Annotated in this window: 23 protein-coding genes; 11 read left to right on the top strand and 12 right to left on the bottom strand. The window is 63.1% G+C overall.

From position 1 onward, the window contains the following. The first annotated feature begins 34 nt into the window (after positions 1-34). Positions 35-685 carry a hypothetical protein gene (locus tag J3A64_RS21560; RefSeq protein WP_210065795.1) on the top strand — a complete coding sequence of 217 codons (651 nt, stop codon included), beginning with the start codon at positions 35-37 and terminating at the stop codon, positions 683-685. Between the two features lie 190 nt (positions 686-875). Continuing rightward, positions 876-1,298, top strand: coding sequence for a hypothetical protein (locus J3A64_RS21555; protein WP_014922856.1), 423 nt, complete (start codon positions 876-878; stop codon positions 1,296-1,298). A 26-nt stretch (positions 1,299-1,324) separates the two neighbouring features. Here the strand turns inward: J3A64_RS21555 and J3A64_RS21550 are convergent, their stop codons facing one another. Beyond that, on the bottom strand, positions 1,325-1,627 hold the full coding sequence (locus J3A64_RS21550; RefSeq protein ID WP_011776196.1) for a DUF3040 domain-containing protein: 303 nt from the start codon (positions 1,625-1,627) through the stop codon (positions 1,325-1,327). A gap of 300 nt (positions 1,628-1,927) precedes the next feature. Between J3A64_RS21550 and J3A64_RS21545 the strand changes: the two genes are divergently transcribed. Then, a complete protein-coding gene (locus tag J3A64_RS21545) occupies positions 1,928-2,323 on the top strand; it encodes a hypothetical protein (protein WP_286176433.1) in 396 nt (131 codons plus the stop codon). On the opposite strand, the gene J3A64_RS21540 is transcribed toward J3A64_RS21545, so the two are convergent. Together J3A64_RS21540 and J3A64_RS21535 are read right to left on the bottom strand one after the other, a co-directional pair. After that, positions 2,320-3,060 (bottom strand): IclR family transcriptional regulator, encoded by a 741-nt coding sequence (locus J3A64_RS21540; RefSeq protein WP_014922858.1) that lies wholly within the window; start codon positions 3,058-3,060, stop codon positions 2,320-2,322. The two genes, J3A64_RS21545 and J3A64_RS21540, sit on opposite strands and share 4 nt — an antisense overlap. Beyond that, entirely contained in the window at positions 3,060-3,875 is an 816-nt protein-coding gene (locus tag J3A64_RS21535) for an IclR family transcriptional regulator (protein WP_011776199.1), read from the bottom strand. Before J3A64_RS21535 ends, J3A64_RS21540 begins: the two co-directional genes overlap by 1 nt. A gap of 174 nt (positions 3,876-4,049) precedes the next feature. On the opposite strand from J3A64_RS21535, the gene J3A64_RS21530 reads away from it, so the two are divergent. The 5 genes from J3A64_RS21530 to J3A64_RS21510 all read left to right on the top strand — a co-directional run bounded on the left by J3A64_RS21530 (position 4,050) and on the right by J3A64_RS21510 (position 8,200). After that, the gene (locus tag J3A64_RS21530; protein WP_011776200.1) at positions 4,050-5,096 is read left to right on the top strand and encodes a zinc-binding dehydrogenase; all 1,047 of its coding nucleotides are present in this window, start codon (positions 4,050-4,052) and stop codon (positions 5,094-5,096) included. 81 nt (positions 5,097-5,177) lie between these two features. Continuing rightward, a complete protein-coding gene (locus tag J3A64_RS21525) occupies positions 5,178-6,071 on the top strand; it encodes a transketolase (protein ID WP_210065789.1) in 894 nt (297 codons plus the stop codon). Continuing rightward, the gene (locus J3A64_RS24010; RefSeq protein ID WP_210065788.1) at positions 6,068-7,000 is read left to right on the top strand and encodes a transketolase family protein; all 933 of its coding nucleotides are present in this window, start codon (positions 6,068-6,070) and stop codon (positions 6,998-7,000) included. Before J3A64_RS21525 ends, J3A64_RS24010 begins: the two co-directional genes overlap by 4 nt. Positions 7,001-7,017: 17 nt before the next feature. Then, positions 7,018-7,404 (top strand): PfkB family carbohydrate kinase, encoded by a 387-nt coding sequence (locus J3A64_RS21515; RefSeq protein ID WP_210065786.1) that lies wholly within the window; start codon positions 7,018-7,020, stop codon positions 7,402-7,404. 28 nt (positions 7,405-7,432) lie between these two features. Then, positions 7,433-8,200 carry an SDR family NAD(P)-dependent oxidoreductase gene (locus J3A64_RS21510; protein ID WP_210065784.1) on the top strand — a complete coding sequence of 256 codons (768 nt, stop codon included), beginning with the start codon at positions 7,433-7,435 and terminating at the stop codon, positions 8,198-8,200. Between the two features lie 65 nt (positions 8,201-8,265). On the opposite strand, the gene J3A64_RS21505 is transcribed toward J3A64_RS21510, so the two are convergent. Together J3A64_RS21505 and J3A64_RS21500 are read right to left on the bottom strand one after the other, a co-directional pair. Further along, positions 8,266-9,282: an alcohol dehydrogenase catalytic domain-containing protein gene (locus tag J3A64_RS21505; protein ID WP_014922862.1), complete on the bottom strand. Its 1,017-nt coding sequence runs from the start codon at positions 9,280-9,282 to the stop codon at positions 8,266-8,268. A 73-nt stretch (positions 9,283-9,355) separates the two neighbouring features. Then, positions 9,356-10,657 (bottom strand): MFS transporter, encoded by a 1,302-nt coding sequence (locus J3A64_RS21500; RefSeq protein WP_011776206.1) that lies wholly within the window; start codon positions 10,655-10,657, stop codon positions 9,356-9,358. A 255-nt stretch (positions 10,658-10,912) separates the two neighbouring features. Between J3A64_RS21500 and J3A64_RS21495 the strand changes: the two genes are divergently transcribed. Next, complete coding sequence (locus J3A64_RS21495; RefSeq protein WP_011776207.1) at positions 10,913-11,689, top strand: SDR family oxidoreductase; 777 nt, start codon at positions 10,913-10,915, stop codon at positions 11,687-11,689. Positions 11,690-11,770: 81 nt separating this feature from the next. Here J3A64_RS21495 and J3A64_RS21490 read toward each other — a convergent pair whose 3' ends face one another. The 4 genes from J3A64_RS21490 to dnaK all read right to left on the bottom strand — a co-directional run bounded on the left by J3A64_RS21490 (position 11,771) and on the right by dnaK (position 15,888). Beyond that, positions 11,771-12,193: a heat shock protein transcriptional repressor HspR gene (locus tag J3A64_RS21490; protein ID WP_011776208.1), complete on the bottom strand. Its 423-nt coding sequence runs from the start codon at positions 12,191-12,193 to the stop codon at positions 11,771-11,773. A gap of 10 nt (positions 12,194-12,203) precedes the next feature. Then, on the bottom strand, positions 12,204-13,184 hold the full coding sequence (locus J3A64_RS21485; RefSeq protein WP_014922864.1) for a DnaJ C-terminal domain-containing protein: 981 nt from the start codon (positions 13,182-13,184) through the stop codon (positions 12,204-12,206). A gap of 176 nt (positions 13,185-13,360) precedes the next feature. Beyond that, complete coding sequence (locus J3A64_RS21480) at positions 13,361-14,020, bottom strand: nucleotide exchange factor GrpE (RefSeq protein WP_014922865.1); 660 nt, start codon at positions 14,018-14,020, stop codon at positions 13,361-13,363. A 2-nt stretch (positions 14,021-14,022) separates the two neighbouring features. Next, positions 14,023-15,888, bottom strand: a complete 1,866-nt coding sequence (gene dnaK / locus J3A64_RS21475) for a molecular chaperone DnaK (RefSeq protein WP_011776209.1) — start codon at positions 15,886-15,888, stop codon at positions 14,023-14,025. Positions 15,889-16,141: 253 nt separating this feature from the next. On the opposite strand from dnaK, the gene J3A64_RS21470 reads away from it, so the two are divergent. Next, on the top strand, positions 16,142-16,699 hold the full coding sequence (locus J3A64_RS21470; RefSeq protein ID WP_011776210.1) for a hypothetical protein: 558 nt from the start codon (positions 16,142-16,144) through the stop codon (positions 16,697-16,699). Here J3A64_RS21470 and J3A64_RS21465 read toward each other — a convergent pair. The 3 genes from J3A64_RS21465 to J3A64_RS21455 are packed head-to-tail and all read right to left on the bottom strand — an operon-like array spanning position 16,674 to position 19,106. Further along, positions 16,674-17,573, bottom strand: a complete 900-nt coding sequence (locus tag J3A64_RS21465; protein WP_014922867.1) for a DUF817 domain-containing protein — start codon at positions 17,571-17,573, stop codon at positions 16,674-16,676. The two genes, J3A64_RS21470 and J3A64_RS21465, sit on opposite strands and share 26 nt — an antisense overlap. Then, a complete protein-coding gene (locus tag J3A64_RS21460) occupies positions 17,566-18,357 on the bottom strand; it encodes an oxygenase MpaB family protein (protein ID WP_210065782.1) in 792 nt (263 codons plus the stop codon). Before J3A64_RS21460 ends, J3A64_RS21465 begins: the two co-directional genes overlap by 8 nt. Positions 18,358-18,374: 17 nt before the next feature. After that, positions 18,375-19,106, bottom strand: a complete 732-nt coding sequence (locus J3A64_RS21455) for a TetR/AcrR family transcriptional regulator (RefSeq protein ID WP_014922869.1) — start codon at positions 19,104-19,106, stop codon at positions 18,375-18,377. Positions 19,107-19,249: 143 nt separating this feature from the next. On the opposite strand from J3A64_RS21455, the gene J3A64_RS21450 reads away from it, so the two are divergent. Continuing rightward, positions 19,250-20,182, top strand: a complete 933-nt coding sequence (locus J3A64_RS21450; protein WP_014922870.1) for an NAD-dependent epimerase/dehydratase family protein — start codon at positions 19,250-19,252, stop codon at positions 20,180-20,182. Positions 20,183-20,191 lie beyond the last annotated feature (9 nt).

Genomic DNA, 20,191 nt, shown 5'->3' with positions numbered 1-20,191 from the left:
TCGAGGTCACAGTGCCCTGCCCTAGGCTGGGACCATGGCGATCATTCACAAGGCAACCCTGTCCCCTTCCAAGCTCGAACTCATCGCTGACTACCTCCCAAAGCAGCCTTGGTTCATCCAGGATGGCTCCCCGGAGCTCATCGGCGCCTACCGCTTTGACGATCCCGCTGGCGAGGTGGGCCTCGAGACCCATGTGGTCACCGCCGGCGACCGCATCTACCAAGTCCCCCTCAGCTACCGCGGCTACGAACTGGCCGGAGCTGAGGAGTGGCTGCTCGGAACCATGGACCACTCCGTCCTCGGCAAGCGCTGGGTGTACGACGCCTGCGCCGATCCCGTCTACGTCAAGGCTCTCGCCACCGCAATCCTCACCGGCCAGCAGGAGGCGGAACAGTTTGTGGACGGTGAACCGGAGCCCCGGCCCAGCACGGTCACGGTGAAGGGCAGCGGAAAGCTCGACGGCGGTTTCCCCACCCTGAGTGCCTCGGCGCCGGTATCCGGCAGCGGCGTGACCATCATTGATGCCGGCGAGCTTCGCTTGAAGGTGGCGCGGGTAGTGGACGTGGCAGCGGACGCTTCCGCCAACTCGGCCGCTGCCCCGGAACTGCACAGCGAGCTGACCCTGAACGGCACGTGGGCCGGGCTTGAAAACCCGGTGGAGTTGGCAGCAGTAATCCGGAACTGATACTCGACGTTCCTTCCCAGTTACCCCACCTCCCGGCCAATGTGGTCCCGGAGCGGCCGCGTGATGGCTAGGCCGCGCCGGGGCTCAGGCAGGAGTACCCGGGAAGGAGCGCACGCCGGGGGCACCTGTTGGTCGCAGCGGCTCCGGCGTAGGCTGGCACCAAGCCATCTAACTACGTGAGGGGTTCGGCATGTACAAAGCGCAAACCATCATCCCCGCCGCCCAGGATCTGGCACGGGAGTGGGTAACGCATGCAGCTGAGGGCACGTCGTCCCAGACGGATGCGGTGGTGAGGTGGGCATTGGCCCGGATCAACCATGCCGATGTGCCGTCCGTGGTGCATGGCGTCATGCTCACTTTGACCGGTAACAAGAAGGCTGCCAAGGAAGCTAAACGCACCGCAACCAGAGCAGTGAAGAAGGCAACCCAAGCGCTCAGCCGGAAGACAACTCAACGCAGCTCCGGCCGTGCCGTATGGTTTACCGCCATCGTTGCGGCCCTGGTGGGTGCGGGCGCAGTCTTTGCTTGGCGCATGATGATGCCCCCGGGCGAACCTGAGCCAGCCAAGCAGCCGGAGACCCCGGTCCAGCCGCCGGTGCCCCCGGTTCCCTAGTCACGCCACCAAAGGTGCCGGACCCGCTACGGTGCAGGGTCGTCGTCGTGCCGTTGTATCCGTCTCCGTAGCGACTTCCCGGCAAAGAGCCAGTAAGCGCCGCCGCTGGCCAACAGGAACCCCAGCACGCCCAAAATGACCAGCTGGCTAATGATCCCGGCGATAACCATCACGAAACCGGCCAAGACGGCAAGAGTGCCCAGAACAGCACGCGCCAGCGCGCCTCGTGGGCGGCCTGACTTCAGCTCATAGGCGAGATCGGGATCCGTTGAAGCGAGATCCCGCTCCAGCTCTTCCAAGCTCCTGCGTTCTTCTTCCGACAACGACATCGGAGTTCCTCACCACACAAGCAGGGCCGCCAACCTTGCGTCGATGCTCAGAACATCAGCACGAGCTCTGCTTGCCGTGCTATGCCTTCATTATCTTCCCGTTAGGCAGTTCTAGCCACAGGCAGGAAATGCCGGACAACCGTGCAGTGAGCGGCTATGGCGGCGTCGTTGATTACTCGGGGGAGGGAACCATCGGGATCGCGCCTTACCAAGGGTCCTCAGCATGCTTACGATGGAGTGGCGGGTTACGGCCCACTAATGCACGGACTACCGAACGCCGACTGGAAAGTTGAATTCCCCATGGCACGACGAAGCTCCACCAAAGCAGCAAACCTCCCCGGCCCCGGTTCCAAACGACGCGGACCCGGACGGGCCATCTGGCTAATTGCCGCGGGTCTCGTCGCTGGCATAGCCGGTGGAATTTTCGGTTTCCGCATGCTGGTGCCACCGGCAGAGCCCGAACCGGACAAGACCCCTCAGCGGCAACCTGCCGAAGTTCTGGTCCCGGAAGAGCCGGTCGAGATCTCAACGAGAATGCGTCCCGGCGAATGGACTGAAGAGTCATTGCTGGAGCACGTCGAGGATTACAAGCAGCAGATCCGGGACATGGGCGCGAAAGAATCGCAGATCGTAGTCAACGTGGAGCGGACGGAAGCGGGGGCTGCCCGCGTGGTGGTCAGCTGGGATCGATCCTAGAGTTTGGCCGCTGTTTCCTTCGCCGCTTCCTGCAGCAACGCAATAAATTCGTCCTGCCGAGGAAGGACGTCATCACGAAGTCCGGCAACTGACAGTGCCCCGCGTAATACGCCATGGGAATCGAACAGCGGCACTCCCAGTGCGGCGACACCGACGGTGACGTCCTGGTCAGACACACTGAAGCCGCGTTCCCGGATGATTTTTGCGTCAGCCTCAACCTGCTCTGCTGTGGTGAGGGTGTTCGGCGTGATCGCCTGCAGCGGAGCCGACGCTGTGACGCTGTGCCTGAGTTGGTCATCCCATGCCATGATGGCCCGCGACGTTGCACCTGCGTGCGGCGGGAGGGTGCCGCCGGGGTTGAGGAGCAGCAGCGTCACTTTGGTCCCTTTGACCCAATCGAGGCAGGTCACGAGTTGGTTCCTTACGGCGCAGAGATAGACGGTCTGGCCCGTGAGCTCGTTGAGGCGGGCCATGGCGGGACGGGCTGCGGAGACCTCCGGAATCCCTTGCAGGGAAGCACTTGCTAGGTGAAGGATCTGCGTACCGAGTTGAGCCCTGCCATCTTCCCGGATTCCGATCAGTTCCACGTGTTCGAGCGCGTCAAGCAACCGGTACACGCTGGGTCGCGGCATGGAAATTGCCTCGGCGATGTCCACCACGCTCATGGGTCCGTTGTCGGCCAGCGCGTTGAGGAGGTCAGCACTGTTGGCCATCACCTTGATGGGTTTCGCTGCCACTAGACGGCCCCGCTTTCTACGGCCGGCAGATGAGCCTCCGGCAACTGAATCGCACCAAGCGCCCGGCTTACGGTTGCGGCAGCAGATTGGACCATCGCGACGGGGTCGTAGTCGCTGTGGAACACCCTGTGGGTTTGGCCACTGATGGACAGCGCTCCTACAACGGCACCAGTGTGGTTGAAGATTGGCGCACCAACGCCGCCAATCCCCTGACCCCAATCGCTGTGCGCCACTGCAACGCCGGCGGACGCCGTTTCCGCTAGGAGTCGGCGAAGTTCCTCTGCGTTATGGGCCACCGGGCCGAACAGTTCATCCTCAGGCAGGTCCCTCAAATAGCGTTGGACCACCTCGGGGATTTCGAAGGCGAGGATAGCCCTGGGCGCGGCCCCCTGGCCCAAGGGCATGGACTCGCCCAATCTAAGGTTGTGGATCTGGACATCCAGGCCATCGATTCGGTCAATGCACACGGCCCGGAGGCCGCGCCTGATGCACAGGAACGATGTCTGGCCAGTGGCAGCGTGCAACCTCTCAAGCTCCGGCCGCGCCAGGTCCCTCAGGTCCAGCTGGGCTTCCAGCTTTGCTCCGAGCCGAACAAAATCGAGGCCGAGCCGGGTCTTGCCGCGGCGCGACCCATCCTCCACCCAGCCGATCGCCTGGAGCGTCGAGAGCAGCCTGTAGAGGGAGCTCGCGGGTTCAGCTGTGCGCTCAGCGAGTTCGCTCACAGTCAGCTCGCCTGCCTCAGCGATCGCGCGAAGGACTGCCGCAGATTTGGTCACGAGGTTCATTCCACCGCTGGGATCCGTTGCTTCCGTCATTGGAACCTCTCACCTAGCGGACACACATCATGACTCACGATACGTAAGGCCCATGACCAATGCAACAACGGCGTCGCCAACAAACTTTTATCAATCAGTGGAACTTATGTCCGCCAGTTGATAACTTGGAGGGAAGTGGTCAAGAACCATGCCGTGCACCCGAAGGAGCAGTCGATGACGACACCAACCATTGAAACCATCCCGGATATACGGGCAGCCGTCCTCAAGGCCCCAGAGCAGTTCGGCACGCAGCGACTACGGCGCCCGGAGGCAGGGCCGGGCGAAGTTCTTGTTCGGGTCTCATTCACCGGCATCTGCGGCTCGGACTTCCCCATTGTGAGCGGCACCCACCCCCGAGCTACTCTTCCACTGGTGATGGGGCACGAAATTACCGGCACCATTGAGAATCCAGGGGACAGCGGACTGACTGAGGGCGCCACGGTGGCCGTCAACCCCCTCCTGCCCTGCGACACCTGCGGCGCCTGCCGGAAGGAACTGTGGCACGTCTGCAGAAACCTGAGGCTGCTTGGCATCGATACGCCCGGATCCATGGCGGAATTGATCGCCGTACCTGCCGCGAACGTCATTCCCTTCTCCGAAAATGTCCCCGCCAAGGAAGCAGCCCTGGCCGAGCCGCTCGCAGTAGCAGTTCACGCCATTCGGAGGGCCAGGCTCGCAGCAGGCGAGCGCGTGCTGATCTTCGGCGCAGGACCCATCGGAATCCTGGTTGCGCTGGCCGCCCGTCACGCAGGTGCGGCTGACGTTGCTGTCGTGGAGCCAAGCGAACGACGCCGGGAAGTAGTTGAGGCGCTCGGCCTCCGGGCGCTCGGGCCAAGTGACGTCCCGGTAGCCAAGGAGCATGGCGAGACCGCCACCGACGTTGTCTTCGATTGCGCAGGGCATCACAGCGTCACGCCCCTTCTAACCAAGGTGGCGCCAGTGCGGGGGCGGATTGTGATTGTGGCCGTGCACCACGGATCGGCCGAGGTGGACCTGCGCGAGCTCGCCTTTGCCGAACAGGAAATCATCGGGGTGCGCGTCTACGAGTCCGCAGACTTCGCCGAGTCCGTACGGCTGATCAGCCACCATGAACTTCCACTGGCAGGAATTCCGATCTCTGAATACCCCCTGGAATCGGTGGAAGAGGCTTTTGCCGAGGCGCGGTCAGGCACTGGAGCAGTGAAGATCCTTGTGCGAAGCCTGCCCCAACCCCTGCATTAATTATCATTTTCTGGACAAATTGTCCGTATCACGGCAATAATGGGCGGTAGACCTGCTGACACGATCGATGAGGACAATGTCATGTCAAGAACGCAAGCAACCAAGACCGGAACGGCCGAACTCCAGAGGCTTGCAGCCGCTGGCCGCTGGCACGTCATCAAGACCGTGGCGGATGCCAAAGCCGGCCACATCGGCGGCCCGCTGTCCGCAATGGACCTGCTGGTTTCCCTGTACTTCAACGAACTTTCTGTTGACCCCGGGAATCCGCAGGACCCCGCCCGAGACCGTTTCATCCTCTCCAAAGGACATTGCGCCATTGGCCTGTATTCGGTCCTGGCACTCCGCGGCTACTTCCCTGTGGAGGAACTGGCCACTTTCGATCAGGGCGGATCGCGACTTCAAGGCCACCCGGACATGAAGCTCACCCCCGGCGTGGACAGCTCCAGCGGTTCCCTGGGCCAGGGTCTATCGGCCGGAGCCGGCATGGCAATGGCCGCCAAGCAACTCGGAACGGACTTCCACACGTGGGTCATGTTGGGCGACGGCGAACTCGAAGAGGGAATGGTGTGGGAGGCAGTCCACACGGCACGTCGCTTCAAGCTTGACAATCTCACGGCGGTCATCGACCTCAACGGACTTCAGCAGTATGGATGGCCCGTCTCCGAAGACGATGACCGGTTCGACCGCTCAAACCCGTGGTCCGGCGTAGACCTCAACGGAGTCTTCACGTGCTTTGGCTGGAACGTCATCAGCATCGACGGGCACGACTTCGACGCAATTCACGACGCCTTTGACCGGGTCCGTGCGCAACGGGGTTCAGGAAAGCCAACCGTCATCCTAGCCAAGACCATCAAAGGCAAGGGCGTGTCCTTTACCGAGGGCACCTACAAGTGGCACAACGGCATTGCCACACCGGAACAACTGGCCAGCGCAGCCGCTGAACTCGGCCAGGTTTTCGAAGGAGAAGCAAAGTGAAGGCGCAACGCGACGTATGGGGCCAGACCCTTGTAGATCTTGCCAGGACGGACAGCCGGGTTGCAGTGGTGGACGGCGATCTTGCCACGTCCACCAAAGCTGATCTGTTCGCCGACGCGTTCCCGGACCGGTTCTTCGAAATCGGCATCGCGGAGCAGAACATGGTGGGCGTTGCCTTTGGCCTGTCCACTCTGGGTTTCCGTCCATGGCTATCCACCTTTGGGGTATTCCTAACCCACCGCGCTCTGGACCCCATCCGCATGCTGGTCTCCCAGACCGGAGCACCCGTCAAGATCGCCGCCTCCTATTCCGGCCTCCTCAACGGCAGCAGCGGGAAGACCCATCAGGACATTGAGGACCTGGCCATCATGCGTGCAATGCCGGGCATGACCGTGATCGCCCCGGCCGACGCAATAGAAGCCGAAGCAGCTATCCGATGGGCGGCAGACCACGACGGTCCCGTCTACCTGCGGTTGGCACGGGACGCCGTTTCCGACATTTTCAGTCCGGGCCATGCATTCACGCCGGGAACAGTACATGTATTACGCGAGGGCAATGACGCACTTCTGGTTTCCACAGGTGTCCAGAGTTCGCGTGTCATGGATGCTGCAGCTCTGCTCGCCGAAGAAGGAATCGAAGCCCGGATGGTTCACGTTCCCTGCCTCAAACCCGTGGATGAAGCTGCTCTGCTATCTGCCCTCTCAGGCCCTGCACCAATCTTCACTATCGAAGAACACAGCATTATTGGAGGACTGGGCGGGCTGGTAAGTGAGCTGGTTACCAGCACCACGCTGGGCAAAACGGTCACTCGGCTGGGACTTGCGGACGCATGGTCCGAGTCCGCTCCCAACAGCTACCTGTTGGACAAATACGGGCTCTCGCCCGCCCGCGTAGCCGGCCAGGTCCGGCACGCGCTGGCCGACGACTAGGCGAGGGCGCTGATCCCATGAGCAGCCCCACCCACAGAGTCCAAGCAACACGGTCCGGCGACGCGGGCATCAGCACCGTGCTGGCCAGCATGGGCGGAGATGGACTCATCGGGCTAGGCCCGGATGGCGTCCTGTGGGCCCGGGCGCCACAGACCCCCGTGGTCAATACCACAGGTGCTGGCGACGCAGCACTTGCCGGATTCCTCAGCGAAACCTCACTCGAACCCGGAGGGCCCACCGGAGCACATCATCGTAGATCAGCCTTCACCGAAGCGCTGGCGCGTTCCGCCGCCTGGGGCGCGCTCGCCGTCGGGCGTTCCACCACAGCCTTGGGCAGCCTCGAAGGAGCGCCGGACGCCACCTTCCAAGAGCCTGATCCAACCTTCCGCCTCAGCAAGCTCTGAGGCACAAAACCTAACAAGGGAGCATCTCATGAACGCACAACAGACGGCCCTGATCACTGGCGGGGCACAAGGAATCGGCGCCAAGGTGGCACATACCCTGGCAAACCGCGGCTGGCGGGTCCTCGTGGCCGATCTCAACGAGGGGCCGGCCAAGGACCTGGCAGAAGAACTCAATTCCTTTTCTCCCGCGGCCTCCCCCCACCTTGGGTTCGGCGTCGACGTGGCTGACGAGATCAGCGTCCAAGCCCTCCTGGGTGCCGTCGCGGGCGAAGCGGACCGGCTGGACGGTCTGGTGAACTGCGCCGGAAACATCCTTCGCCAGCCTGCCGAGGAGCTGGACATCGCACAATGGCGGCGTCTGCTGGACATTCATCTGACGGGTTCAATGCTCACGGCAAAGGCGGCTTTTCCACTCCTCAAATCGAGCCGTGGCTCTATTGTGAACATCGCGTCAGTAGGGTCCACCTTTGGCTTGCCGGGGAGATCTGCCTATGCCACCGCCAAGACCGGGATGCTGGGACTGACCAGGACCTTGGCCGTTGAATGGGGCGTCCATAAGATACGCGTCAATGCGGTCGCTCCCGGTTACGTAAATACGGAGATGGTGCGTAGCGGCTTGCGCAACGGCACATTGAACCAAGAGGTTCTCTTGGGACGGACTCCCCTCGGGAGGCTTGCCGAGCCGGAAGAAATCGCGAACGTGATCGCTTTCCTGCTCTCCCCGGACGCGTCGTTCATCCACGGCGAGGTCATTAAGATCGACGGCGGACTCACCATCGACGGCACGTTCAGTTAGCAGCCACACACCCAGGAAGGGCGGCCGGAACACTCCGGCCGCCCTTTTGCTGCGTTCACGAGGCATCAGGGTTCGACGGCGATCTTCGGCGCAGCGCCCCGGCCCACCTTGTCGAAGGCAACGGCTATGTTGCTGAGCGGCACCGTCTCAACCAGCAGCTCCCCCAACCCGGGATATGTCTGGAGGATGTCCAGTGCCAGCCCGTAGTCCGGGCGGTGCGAGCTGTAGCTGGTGATGATGTCCAGTTCCTTCCGCACGGCATCGTTGGCTGCCAACACCGGCGGCGCTCCATACAGTGCCACCACCACCAACCGCCCTTGGACAGGAAGCCCACGGACAGCATCGGCCAAGGCCGCGGAGGCTCCGGCAGCTTCGATCCACACGTTTGGCTTGAAACCGGGGGGAAGGGTATCCACCAGGTCCAGCCCCAGCTGTTCGGCGAGACCGGCCCGTGCTGCCACGTCTTGGGTCATCCCCTTGAGCACCACACGGGCACCGAGATACTGGCAGACCACTGCGGACAGGATCCCGATGGTGCCGGGACCACTGACAACTACGGTGTCCTCGGCTGTCACGCGCCCACGGCTTGCAACCGCCCTTGCGGCAACCGAGAGAGGTTCTGTCAGCACCGCCGTCCGGGCGGGCACAGCGTCGGGTACGGCCAGCAACTGGGATGCGGGGATGCGAACGAAACGTGCGGCGCCCCCGTCGCGCGTCAGGCCCAAAGTGACCTTATCCGGGCAGCCGTTCGCGTAGTCAGCCGTACAAGCGGCGCAGTCCCCGCAGCCGGACTGGGCGATGGCCACCACGCGAGTCCCTGGCTTCAGGCCGCCGGGGTCCTCGCTCTGGACGATCGTCCCCACAATCTCGTGGCCCAGAACGGTACCGCACGGAACCCAGCCGTACCCATCGTCGCCGTTCCAGATGTGGAGATCGGACCCGCACAAGCCACAGTATTCCGTTGCTACGAGCACTTCGCCGGCTCGAAGCCGCGGGGTTTCCTGCATTCTGATCTCGATGCTCCGCTTATCCATCGAAGAGCGGACAGCCGCGGCTGCGGTCGCGGGGAGGGTGGTAATCATGATGATTCCTTCCGGATACGGCAGTTCCCGGCGTGCCAGTGGCGCCGCCGGGAACTGTGTGATGTGGGCAGTACTAGATTTGATCCAGGGGAACGCCGGTGTTGTTCTTCCACTTCAGGACCACAACACTGGATACCGCCGCAACTGCGATGACATAGAGGTTGAAGATCCAGCCACTGCCAATCGAGTAAAGCCAAGTGCTGAGGTAGGACGCCGTACCGCCACAGACAGCCACGCCGAGGGAGATGGAAACGCCAAAGATCCTGGTGCGGTAGCGGGTGGGAATCTGTTCTGAAATCGCTGCCGGCTTGGAACCTGTAATAAAGGCGACCAGCAACAGTCCTGCTGTCTGGGCAACAAGCAACGTCCATGGCTCGCTGGTCATCAAGCCCCAGAGCGGGAATACCGTGGCTGCGATACCCACCAGGGAGATAAGGGTTGTGATCTTCCTTCCCCAGTGATCGGAGATCCAGCCGGAGACCGGGAGGAAAGCGATATAGACCACCTGTGCTATCACGCTCATCACGAACGCCTGGCCCGGATCCATGCCCCTGACGCCGATTGCATAGATAGCTGCCGAGGTGACCCACGTGTAGTACGTGAGCGTAGATCCAGCCTCGTAGAGGAACAACTTCACGCCTGCGGCAAATACCTGCTTCTTGCTCCACGGGGGCGCAGCGCTGCCAGCCTGGGCAACGGCCACATGCTCACTTTCCATCATGCCGCGGCGCAACCACAGTGCAGCCACAGCCAGCAGCGCACCGGCTGCGAAGGGAATTCGCCACCCCCATTCCATCATTTCCGACTTGCTGATCAAGCCGGTCAGTACCGCCATGAAAAGCGTCGCCAGGAGGGATCCTGACCCCACTGCGATGAAGACCGTGCTTGACCACAGACCGCGGCGCTTGGCCGGGGCGATTTCAGCGATGTACGCGTAAGACGTCGTCGACTCACCGCCGTGCGCAAAGCCCTGAATCAATCGGGCCAGCAGAAGGAGGAGAGATGCCCAACTGCCGATTGCCGCGTACGAGGGAATGAGGGCGATCCCCAGGCTCGCACCCGCCATGAGGAACATCGTGGTCAGCAGGACAGTGCGTCGCCCGAGTTTGTCAGCCAGAGGACCGAACACCAGCCCGCCAATGGGACGCATCAGGAAACCGACGGCGAACACGGCCAGCGTGCTCAGCAGCGCAGACATAGGGTTGCTGGAGTTGAAGAGGCTGCCGGCGATGTAGACCGAGGCGACGGTATAGATGGTCCAGTCAAACCATTCCAGCAAGTTTCCTACGCCCGTGGCGAGCAGGGATTTGCGTTGTAGGCGCAACCGTTCCGGGCTGCTTTTCGGTTGGGCTGTGTTCTGCTCAACAATCGTCATTGAATGCTCCCGTGTTGGGAAGCCACACTCTGTGGCTTGACTCGGTTGTGACCAGGGCCAGTGCGAAGCTACGCCATATAGCAAGTTTCGCAAGGTGGCCTGGTTGTGCGCCGGAAGGCCCACGTTCTGCACCCAACACCATCATGCGGACAAAGTGTCTGTCAAGTGATAATTTGGTTCTTGGGCGGAATCAACACGAGAAAGCCGCGCCACCCTGAACGGAACATTGCCGGTAGTCCCGGCAGAGGAGGAACGATGGACAGGAATCTTGAGGGCAGAGTAGCTCTTGTCACCGGCGCCAGCAGCGGCATCGGGGCCAGCGTGGTCCGCAGGCTCCTCGCCGCCGGCGCCAAAGTACATGGCGTCGCGCGGAGGCAGGAAGCTTTGAACGCGGTAAGCCCCGAGCATCTGGTCACTGGCCAGCTGGTAACCCACGCTCTGGACGTTGCCGACACTGCGGGAGCGCGGGCTCTGGCGGCGCACCTCGCGGAAACGGATCCCATTGACATTCTGGTCTGCGCTGCGGGGACCAACGTCCCACGCAGGCGAATGGCCGAGCTCGACGACGAGAGTTTCGACCGCATCATGAAGACCAATGTCTACGGCGTCTTCACCTTGCTGTCAGCGACGCTCGATCAGTTGCGGGAACGGCAAGGCGACGTAGTGATCATCTCCAGCATCGCTGCAAGCTGGCCGGACCACAGCGGGGCAGCCTACGGCGCTTCCAAATCCGCGTTGCTGGGTCTGGCCCGGGGCGCATCGCGCGACGAGCACGGCAACGGCATTCGCGTCTGCAGCATCCTGCCAGGCATCGTGGACACTCCCATCCTGGACCTGCGCCCCAGCCCGCCGCCCCGAGAGGTCAGGGACTGGGCCATCCACCCGGACGACATTGCAGAAGCGGTGCACTGCGCGATCAGCCTCCCGCCGCGAACCAACATTGCTGAAATGAGCGTGGTTGCGACGCGCCTGCAGTCACTCAGCAACACACAGGCGGCCACCCCGGAACTCCCGGCCAGCATGCGGAGCTGAAGCAACGGGGCCGCCTGCCACAATGGCATGCGGCCCTGTCTCCTGCTCGACAATGTTGCGCCCAGCCGCGCTTAGCCCAAGCTAGTCTCCCTGCCGCGGCCTCCACACCACAACTGCCTGCGACCGCGCCCGGGGGCGCTGACCGCGGGCCAAGCTAACGACGTCGCCCGCCGCTCCGGCCGCGAAAATGCGCGCGTCCACGGGTGAGCGCCGACGCGACAACTCCTCCGTCAGCTCAGCTACCCGATACTGCAGCGCAGCAACCTGATTTTCGAGATCGAGGATTCGTTTGATGCCTTCAAGAGAGACGCCGGACTGCGAGAGGCGCTGGACCTCCCGCAGTTTGTTGACGTCGTTCTGCGAATAGCGGCGGGACTTGCCGGGCGCACGGCTGGGCGAGACGATGCCCAAGCGGTCGTACTGGCGCAACGTCTGCGGATGCATGTCGGCTAGCTCCGCAGCGACGGAGATGACAAAGATCGGCTGGTTGACGTCGATTGCCATGACCGTCTCCTTACAACCGGGCCTTCGCGGCCAGGTCGTGACGCGGGTTCGCGTCCGTGGTGGCGGCAGCGAACGCCTTCACGGCTTCCTCCGCTTCCTTGTTCAAGTTCTGAGGGACCGCGACGTCGATGGTCACCAGCAGGTCGCCGGTCGCCTTGGACGTTTTTACGCCTCGGCCCTTGACCCGGAGTGTCCTGCCCGACGGTGTCCCGGCAGGGACGCGCACCTTGACGGTGTCGCCCTCGAGTGTTGGGACCTCGATGGTGGCGCCAAGCGCCGCTTCCGCGAACGTGACGGGGACGTGGATGCGGATGTTGTCGCCGTCGCGGTGGAAAAAGTCGTGGGGCTTCACGCTCACCGTGATGATGAGGTCACCGTTGCCGGCCGGGCCAGCGTTGCCCTTGCCGCGCTGACGGACTTTCTGCCCGTCCTTGATGCCGGCGGGAATCTTGACGTCGATCACGTTGCCGTTGCTCTCACGCAGGCTCACCGTGGTGCCTTTGATGGAGCCGGCAAACGAGATGGAGGTGGTTGCCGTCCTGTCCGCGCCCTTCTGCGGGGCACGCTGGAAACCGGTCTGGCCGGCGCCACCGAAGCCACCTCCAAACAGGTCAGCGAACTCCGGAGGAATGCCGCCGCCTGCAGGTTGACGAGCACCCGGCCCGCCCCCAAACAGACCACCAAAGAGGTCCTCAAACCCACCATTGGCCCCGGCGCCACCCCGCCCGGCCCCGGCACCCGGAGCAAACCGGGCACCACCCATAGCGCGGATGGCGTCATACTGCTGCCGGTCCTCAGGATTCGACAGCACCGAGTAAGCCTCGGAAATGTCCTTGAACTTCTTCTCCGCAGCAGCATCCCCGGCATTAGTATCCGGATGGTACTGCCGGGCTAGCTTGCGGTAAGCCTTCTTAATATCCGCGTCGGACGCGTCCTTGGCAATACCAAGGATCGCGTAAAAATCCTTTTCAACCCAGTCCTGGCTGGCCAAGAGCGTTTCCTTTCTAAAACAAACAAAGCGTACGGCGAGACTGCCTCGAAGCCGTAGCGGATGAGGGGGCCCGGGAGTGGCTTCGGGCCTACCGGAGCCGGGTGGCTTTGGATCGAAGATCCCAAGCCACCCGGCGTAGGGGCGGGGCCCCTCATCCGCGAAGGCGGAACGTGAGACTACGCCGGAACCGCGACGATCACTTGGGCTGCACGCAGGACCCGCTCGCCGGAGCGGTATCCGGAGCGCAGCACCTGGCTGACCGTGTCAACCTCGATGTCTTCGCCGGGCTGCTGGATGAGTGCCTCGTGGATGGTGGGGTCGAATTCGACTCCGGTGTCCGCGATGCGTTCCAGTCCGTACGTCTTCAGCGCGTTTTCCAGCTTGGCTGCGATGGCGGCGAAGGGGCCGTCTTCGAGGTCACCGTGCTGGCGGGCGGCGTCGACGTCGTCCAGCACCGGGAGCAGGGAGTTGAGGACGCCGATGACGGCCATCTCTCCTGCTACGGCGCGGTCGCGTTCGACGCGCTTGCGGTAGTTGACGTACTCAGCCTGAAGGCGGAGGAGGTCGTTGCGGAGCTCCGCTGCCTGGGCTTCAGCCGCGGCACCGGGGGCTACCGATTCCTCGGCCGGCACCTCTACCCCGTTGAGGATTTCCTCAGCTTGGGAGAGGGCGTCGCCGTCCGTGGGAGCGGCGTTGCCTTCGGTGGGAGCTGCAGCTTCGCTATCGGGGTGACGGGCTGCCCCGGTCTCCGGGTCAACCTTGCGGTTGTCCCGGATTACCGGCTTGCGCGGCTCGTTGCCTTCTGAATGCTCTGCTTCGTTGCCGTGGTGAGGCATGGCTACTTCTTCGCTTCGTCTTCGTCGATGATTTCGGCGTCAACGATGTCTTCGTCGTCGGCAGCCTTGTCACCGGCGGGAGCGCCTTCTGCACCGGCACCCGGAGCGTCAGCTGCGGCGGCCTGCGAGTAGATGGCTTCACCGAGCTTGGTCTGGGAAGCCTGGAGCTTCTCGAACGCAGTCTTTACAGCGGCGTCGTCGGTGCCTTCCAAGGCGGACTTGAGGGCGTCGACGTCGGCCTTGACCTCGGTCTTGACTTCCTCAGGCAGCTTGTCGTCGTTGTCGGCGATGAGCTTGTCCACGGAGTAGGCGAGCTGCTCTGCGGAGTTACGGGTGTCCGTAGCTTCGCGGCGGGCCTTATCCTCTGCAGCGTGCTCTTCGGCTTCACGGACCATGCGGTCGATGTCGTCCTTGGAGAGCGCCGTGCCACCGGTGATGGTCATGGACTGTTCCTTGCCGGTGCCCTTGTCCTTGGCGGACACGTGGACGATGCCGTTGGCGTCGATGTCGAAGGTGACCTCAACCTGCGGGACACCGCGAGGTGCCGGAGCGATGCCGGTCAGTTCGAACGTGCCCAGCGGCTTGTTGTCGCGCGTGAATTCACGCTCGCCCTGGAAGACCTGGATGGCCACGGACGGCTGGTTGTCGTCAGCGGTGGTGAAGGTCTCGGAACGCTTGGTGGGGATGGCGGTGTTGCGCTCGATGAGGTGCGTCATGACGCCACCCTTGGTTTCGATACCGAGGGACAGCGGGGTGACGTCGATGAGGAGGACGTCCTTGCGCTCGCCCTTCAGGACACCGGCCTGGAGTGCGGCGCCAACGGCCACAACTTCGTCCGGGTTGACGCCCTTGTTGGGCTCCTTGCCACCGGCGAGTTCCTTGACGAGCTCGGAGACGGCAGGCATACGGGTGGAGCCACCTACGAGCACGATGTGGTCGATGTCGGAAACCTTGATGCCGGCTTCAGCGATGACGTCCTGGAACGGCTTCTTGGTGCGGTCCAGCAGGTCCTTGGTGAGGTCCTGGAACTTGGCACGGGTCAGCTGCTCGTCCAGGTGGACCGGGCCGTCGGGGGTGACGGACAGGTACTGGAGGGAGATGTTGGTGCTGGTGGAGGAGGACAGTTCCTTCTTGGCCTGCTCAGCAGCTTCACGCAAACGCTGGAGGGCGATCTTGTCCTTGGAGAGGTCGATGCCCTTGACCTTGAGCTGGCTCAGGAGCCACTCGACCACGCGGTTGTCCCAGTCGTCGCCACCGAGGCGGTTGTCACCGGCGGTCGCGCGGACCTGGATGGTGGAGAAGTTGTCTTCGTCCTTGCCAACCTCGAGGAGGGAGACGTCGAAGGTTCCGCCACCGAGGTCGAAGACCAGGATGAGTTCGTCTTCCTTGCCCTTGTCCAGGCCGTATGCCAGTGCAGCCGCGGTGGGCTCGTTGACGATGCGGAGGACGTTGAGGCCAGCGATTTCGCCGGCTTCCTTGGTGGACTGGCGCTCGGCATCGTTGAAGTATGCCGGAACGGTGATCACAGCGTCGGTGACCTTTTCGCCCAAGTAGCTCTCGGCGTCGTTCTTGAGCTTCATGAGGATACGCGCGGAGATTTCCTGCGGCGTGTACTTCTTGTCATCGATGGCAACGTTCCAGTCGGTGCCCATGTGGCGCTTGACGGAAGCGATGGTGCGGTCGATGTTGTTGACGGCCTGGCGCTTGGCGATTTCGCCGACCAGGACTTCGCCGGACTTGGAGAACGCAACGACGGACGGCGTGGTGCGGCCGCCTTCTGCGTTGGCGATAACGGTGGGCTCGCCACCTTCGAGAACAGAGACCACGGAGTTGGTGGTTCCGAGGTCGATACCTACTGCACGTGACATATCTTGTTTTCCTTTCAATGGCCGATGTTGGAGATTGCACCTGACAGCGGCCCGCTGAGCGGTTTCACTGCCGGGAGCCCACTCAACAATCGGCTAGTTGAGCGTTCTGCACTCAACTGTACTCAGCCTCAGATTTAAGTCAATCCAAAGTTGAGTCAAGTTCGCTCAACTTTGCTCATTGACGGTTGGAAATCCCCGGAATCACACGGCTTAGGGGGTGGTTTCGCCTACGGTGAACTGACAAACTGGCCCGATGGAGATCACTGGATACGTGCCTCCGGACGAGTTCTGGGAGATGAACGACCGGTTGGATCAAGAAGTCCGCGACGGCGCGCACCTTCTCCCGCTGTTCTGTCTAGAGGGCTGGGACGTCCCCGTCATGCTGGGATCCTGGCAGTTGGACGGCAGCGAAGGCGGGGTGTCCCACGGCGACGGATTTTCGCAGGCGGGCCCATTGGTCGAGGTGATCACCACACCCCAGGACCCGCGCGCGCTTGCCAGGAACCGGTGGCGCGCATCAGCCGGAATCCCGCACAACCTGGAAGAGCTTCAACGCCAGGACGCAACCTTCAACGCCCTCGCCGCTGAGCGGCTCACCATCACCGTTGACGGCACGCCCGCAGACGTAACGCTCTGGCGCGGACAGAACTCTTGGCTCGCTGCGGGCACATTCGGCGGCTTCGGCATCGTGATCAACGCTCAACGCAACCCGCCTCCACCGGAGGCCGTCCGCCTAACCCGGGTGTCCGACGTCGAGCCCTTGCTTCAGGCGCGACGCGCTGCACTCAGGGCGATACGCGGCGAAGCCTAGGAATCTCCGCGTCAGCGGCTTGAGTGGCGCCCAGTGGCTCCGGCTTGTACACCCACGCCACCAGTACCACGGAGATGATCATCAGCAGGAACCACGCCAAGAGCTTGTCGATGGAAACCGCCTGCCAACCGTCCAGCTGATTCGGATAGAGCCAGGCGCGGGACCACGTGCCGATGTTCTCGGCGAACCAGATGAACAGTGCCACCAGCAGGAACGACACCAGGATGGGCATGCGGAAGCGACGCCGGAACACCCTGAAGTGCATCACGCACCGTCCGTAGACAAGCACGACGGCGGCCAGCAGCACCCAGCGTGCGTCGAAGATGTAGTGGTGGGAGAAGAAGTTGACGTAGATCGCGCCAGCGACGAGGGCCGTGATCCACCGCCGCGGGTATCGGTCAAAGCGGAGGTCGAACAGCCGGAAAACCCGCACCATATAGGAACCCACAGCGGCATACATGAAACCGCTGAACAACGGGACGGCCCCGATCCGCAGGACACCTTCCGCCTCGTATGCCCAGGACCCCACGTCCGTCTTGAACAACTCCATCGCTGTCCCCACCACATGGAACAACAGGATCACCCGGAGTTCCCGGAGGGTCTCGAGCCTGAAGCTGATCATCAGAACTTGGATCACAATCGCGGCGATGGTCAGGAAGTCGTTCCTTGCGAGGCCCGCGTTGTCCGGGTACCAAAGCCGGGCAGCGATGATTACCGCGAGCAAAGCCGCTCCGAACACACATGCCCAGGCCTGCTTCAGCCCGAACACCACAAACTCGGTGAGCCCTTCCCGGAGCCGTCCCCCGCGGGCGCGGTCCAGGTATCGGTGGGCGGCGTCGTCGATGGACTGCTCAACGGAGGTGAAGTTACGCATTGTGGGAAGCCTTGCCTGGCTTGAGTTGGCTCAAGTAATAGTCCCTGGGCCAGTGGCGGATTCGTTGCGGCAGCCGCGGGTAAACGCGTCCCACCAGGCGCATGGTCCGTTCGAAGCGCCGCGCATGGCCGGGACTCCAGTCGAATCCGAAACCTTCACGAAGGCGCTCAGGCAACAAACCTGCTGTGAGGAAGCGTGCCAGCGGCATGACCAAGCGCATCAAGCCCGGACCCGCTGCCGGGTACAGCAAGTCGCGGGCGATTTTGCGGGCCTTCTCGTCGGGCTGCAACGTTGCCACGTGCGCGTCCCAATACGTGGCAAAGGCGGCGCGATCAACGGGCCATTTGTCGGGCGGAAGCTGCAGTGCAGTCCCGATCCGCGCATAGTCGAGGTACATGCGGTCGGCGGTTTCGTCGTCGAGCGGCCCGTGAACCTGCTGGTAGACGGTGACTGCCGTGTCATAAAGGGTGGCGACCACCCACAGTTGGGAGTCGGCGTCGAAGGCGTTATAACCCGCCGACGCATCGTCAGCGGTCCGTCGGACCGGCGCGTGGGCACGATTAACGGCGCGACGCACAGCAGTGACCTGCTCTTCGGTGCCGTAAACCACAGCGTAGACATAGGTCAGCGTGGCCCGGAGCCTGTCCTGCGGCCTGTGGGCGAAGTTGCTGTGGTCCGCCACTCCGTGACCGACCCGGGGGTCGGCAATCTGAAGGAGGATCGCGCGGCCCGCACCGGCGAGAAGAATACCCTCCGCGCCGATGTCTGCAAGTCCTCGAGCCATCTGAATACTGTAGCGCCCTAGCCTTGGAGCCCCACGACGCCCTGAAGAACACCCAACTGATGCTCGAACAGCTCATCGCGAGCGGCAAAGGTATCGCGTCCGTACTGCCCAAAAACCTCAAAGCTGACCGCCCCAAACACTGACGTCCACACCAGCACACCGCGCGCCATGGACGCATCGGGAACTGCGAGGTTCATTTGGGTGCGAATCGCGGCCAGATCTTCGGCCAAGGCCGGAGGAATCACGACGGCGGACGTCACCTGTGCGTCCAGGGCACCTGCCCGGTAGGCGGCATCGAAAACGCCCACCAGACGGACGATGACGCGGGTTCCTGGCACCGTGGTGCGCTCGCCCGGGGCTTGATACCCGGGCACAGGGCTGCCGAAGAGCAGGGCGTAGCTGGCAGGTTCGCGAATTGCCCAGGTGCGCACGGCATGTGCCAGCGCTTTGAATTGTCCGGTGAAGTCATGCGCCGGCATGGCGTCCACCGCCGCATCAACTTCGTCGCCGAGCTCGTTGTAACCGTCGATCAACAGGAGCGTGAGGAGTTCGTCCCGGTTCTCTACGTAGCGGTACACAGCAGAGGACACGACGCCGAGATCCCTCGCCACTGCGCGGAGGGACAGCGCGGCTGCGCCATGAACAGCAAGGTGCTCGCGACCGAGCCGAACGATGTCTGCGATGGTCTGAGTGCGGGCACGCTCGCGGGGAGTGGGCGGTTTGGCCTTCGGCAATTCAGCGGTGGTCATACCCCCAAGCCTGCCACAAGGGAGAGCGCTGTCAACAAATGAGAGCAGTGCTCTTGACTTTCGACATGTGCTCAGTCATTCTGAATTCAGAGAGCAGTGCTCTCGGATTAACATCCGACCTCGAGACCTAGAAGAAGGCACCCATGTACGTCGTCACAGGAGCAGGACCCGTTGGCTACACCGTCGCGGAGCAACTGGCAGAGCAGGGTCATCAAGTCCGGGTGCTGACGCGCTCGGGCAGCGGCCCGGAGCATCCCTTGATAGAACGGGTCCGGGCGGACGTCTCGGATCCTGCGCAGTTAGATGAGGCGATGAACGGCGCCGCCGCAGTCTTCCATTGCATCCACGGCTCCGCCTACCGGGCAGCAGCGTGGGCCGCCGAACTCCCCCACGCCGAGCAAGTGGTGATGGATGCCGCGGCAGCCGCGGGCGCCGTCGTCGTTTTTCCGGAAAGCCTGTACTCGTACAGCGAGCCGGCACGGATCATGACGGAATCGAGCCCGCGGGAAGCGACCGGTGGCAAGCGCGGCATCCGGACCGCACTGCTGGCAGCCCGGCAGGCGCATGCGGCCAGCACCGTCAGCGTTGTTGCCGGCGATTTCTTCGGACCCCGCGTGAAGATGGCACATGCCGGGGAGCGGATGGTGACGCCGATCCTGGCGGGCAAGGCAGTGCAGTTCATCGGGTCAATCAACCAGCTGCATTCCTTCACGTACGTCCCGGACCTGGCCGCCGCCATGATCGCAGCAGCCCGGCAGCCCGAGCTGTGGAACACTGTGCTGCACGCCCCCACAGGCCCGGCAGTCACCCAGCGGGAGATGGCCGCAGCGCATGCGCAGGCCGCAGGCGTTGCCGCACCCAAGGTGAGCGCCGTGCCCGGATGGGTGCTGCGGATCGCCGGAGTTTTCTCGACGGATATGCGCGAGCTTGCCGAATTGCTGTACCAGTTTGAGCGCCCGTTCGTGATGGATTCCTCGCAGAGCCAGAAGCTCCTGGGTCTCGAGCCGACCCCCTTGGCGCAGGCCGCTGAAGCAACCGTGACGTGGTGGCGGGGCGCTGCCCGGCAGCCCCAGTAAGGGTGCCGG

Origin of the sequence: Pseudarthrobacter sp. PvP004, assembly GCF_017876035.1 — a bacterium.
Classification (GTDB): Bacteria; Actinomycetota; Actinomycetes; order Actinomycetales; family Micrococcaceae; genus Arthrobacter; species Arthrobacter aurescens_A.
This window is presented reverse-complemented; position numbering and strand designations above follow the sequence as displayed.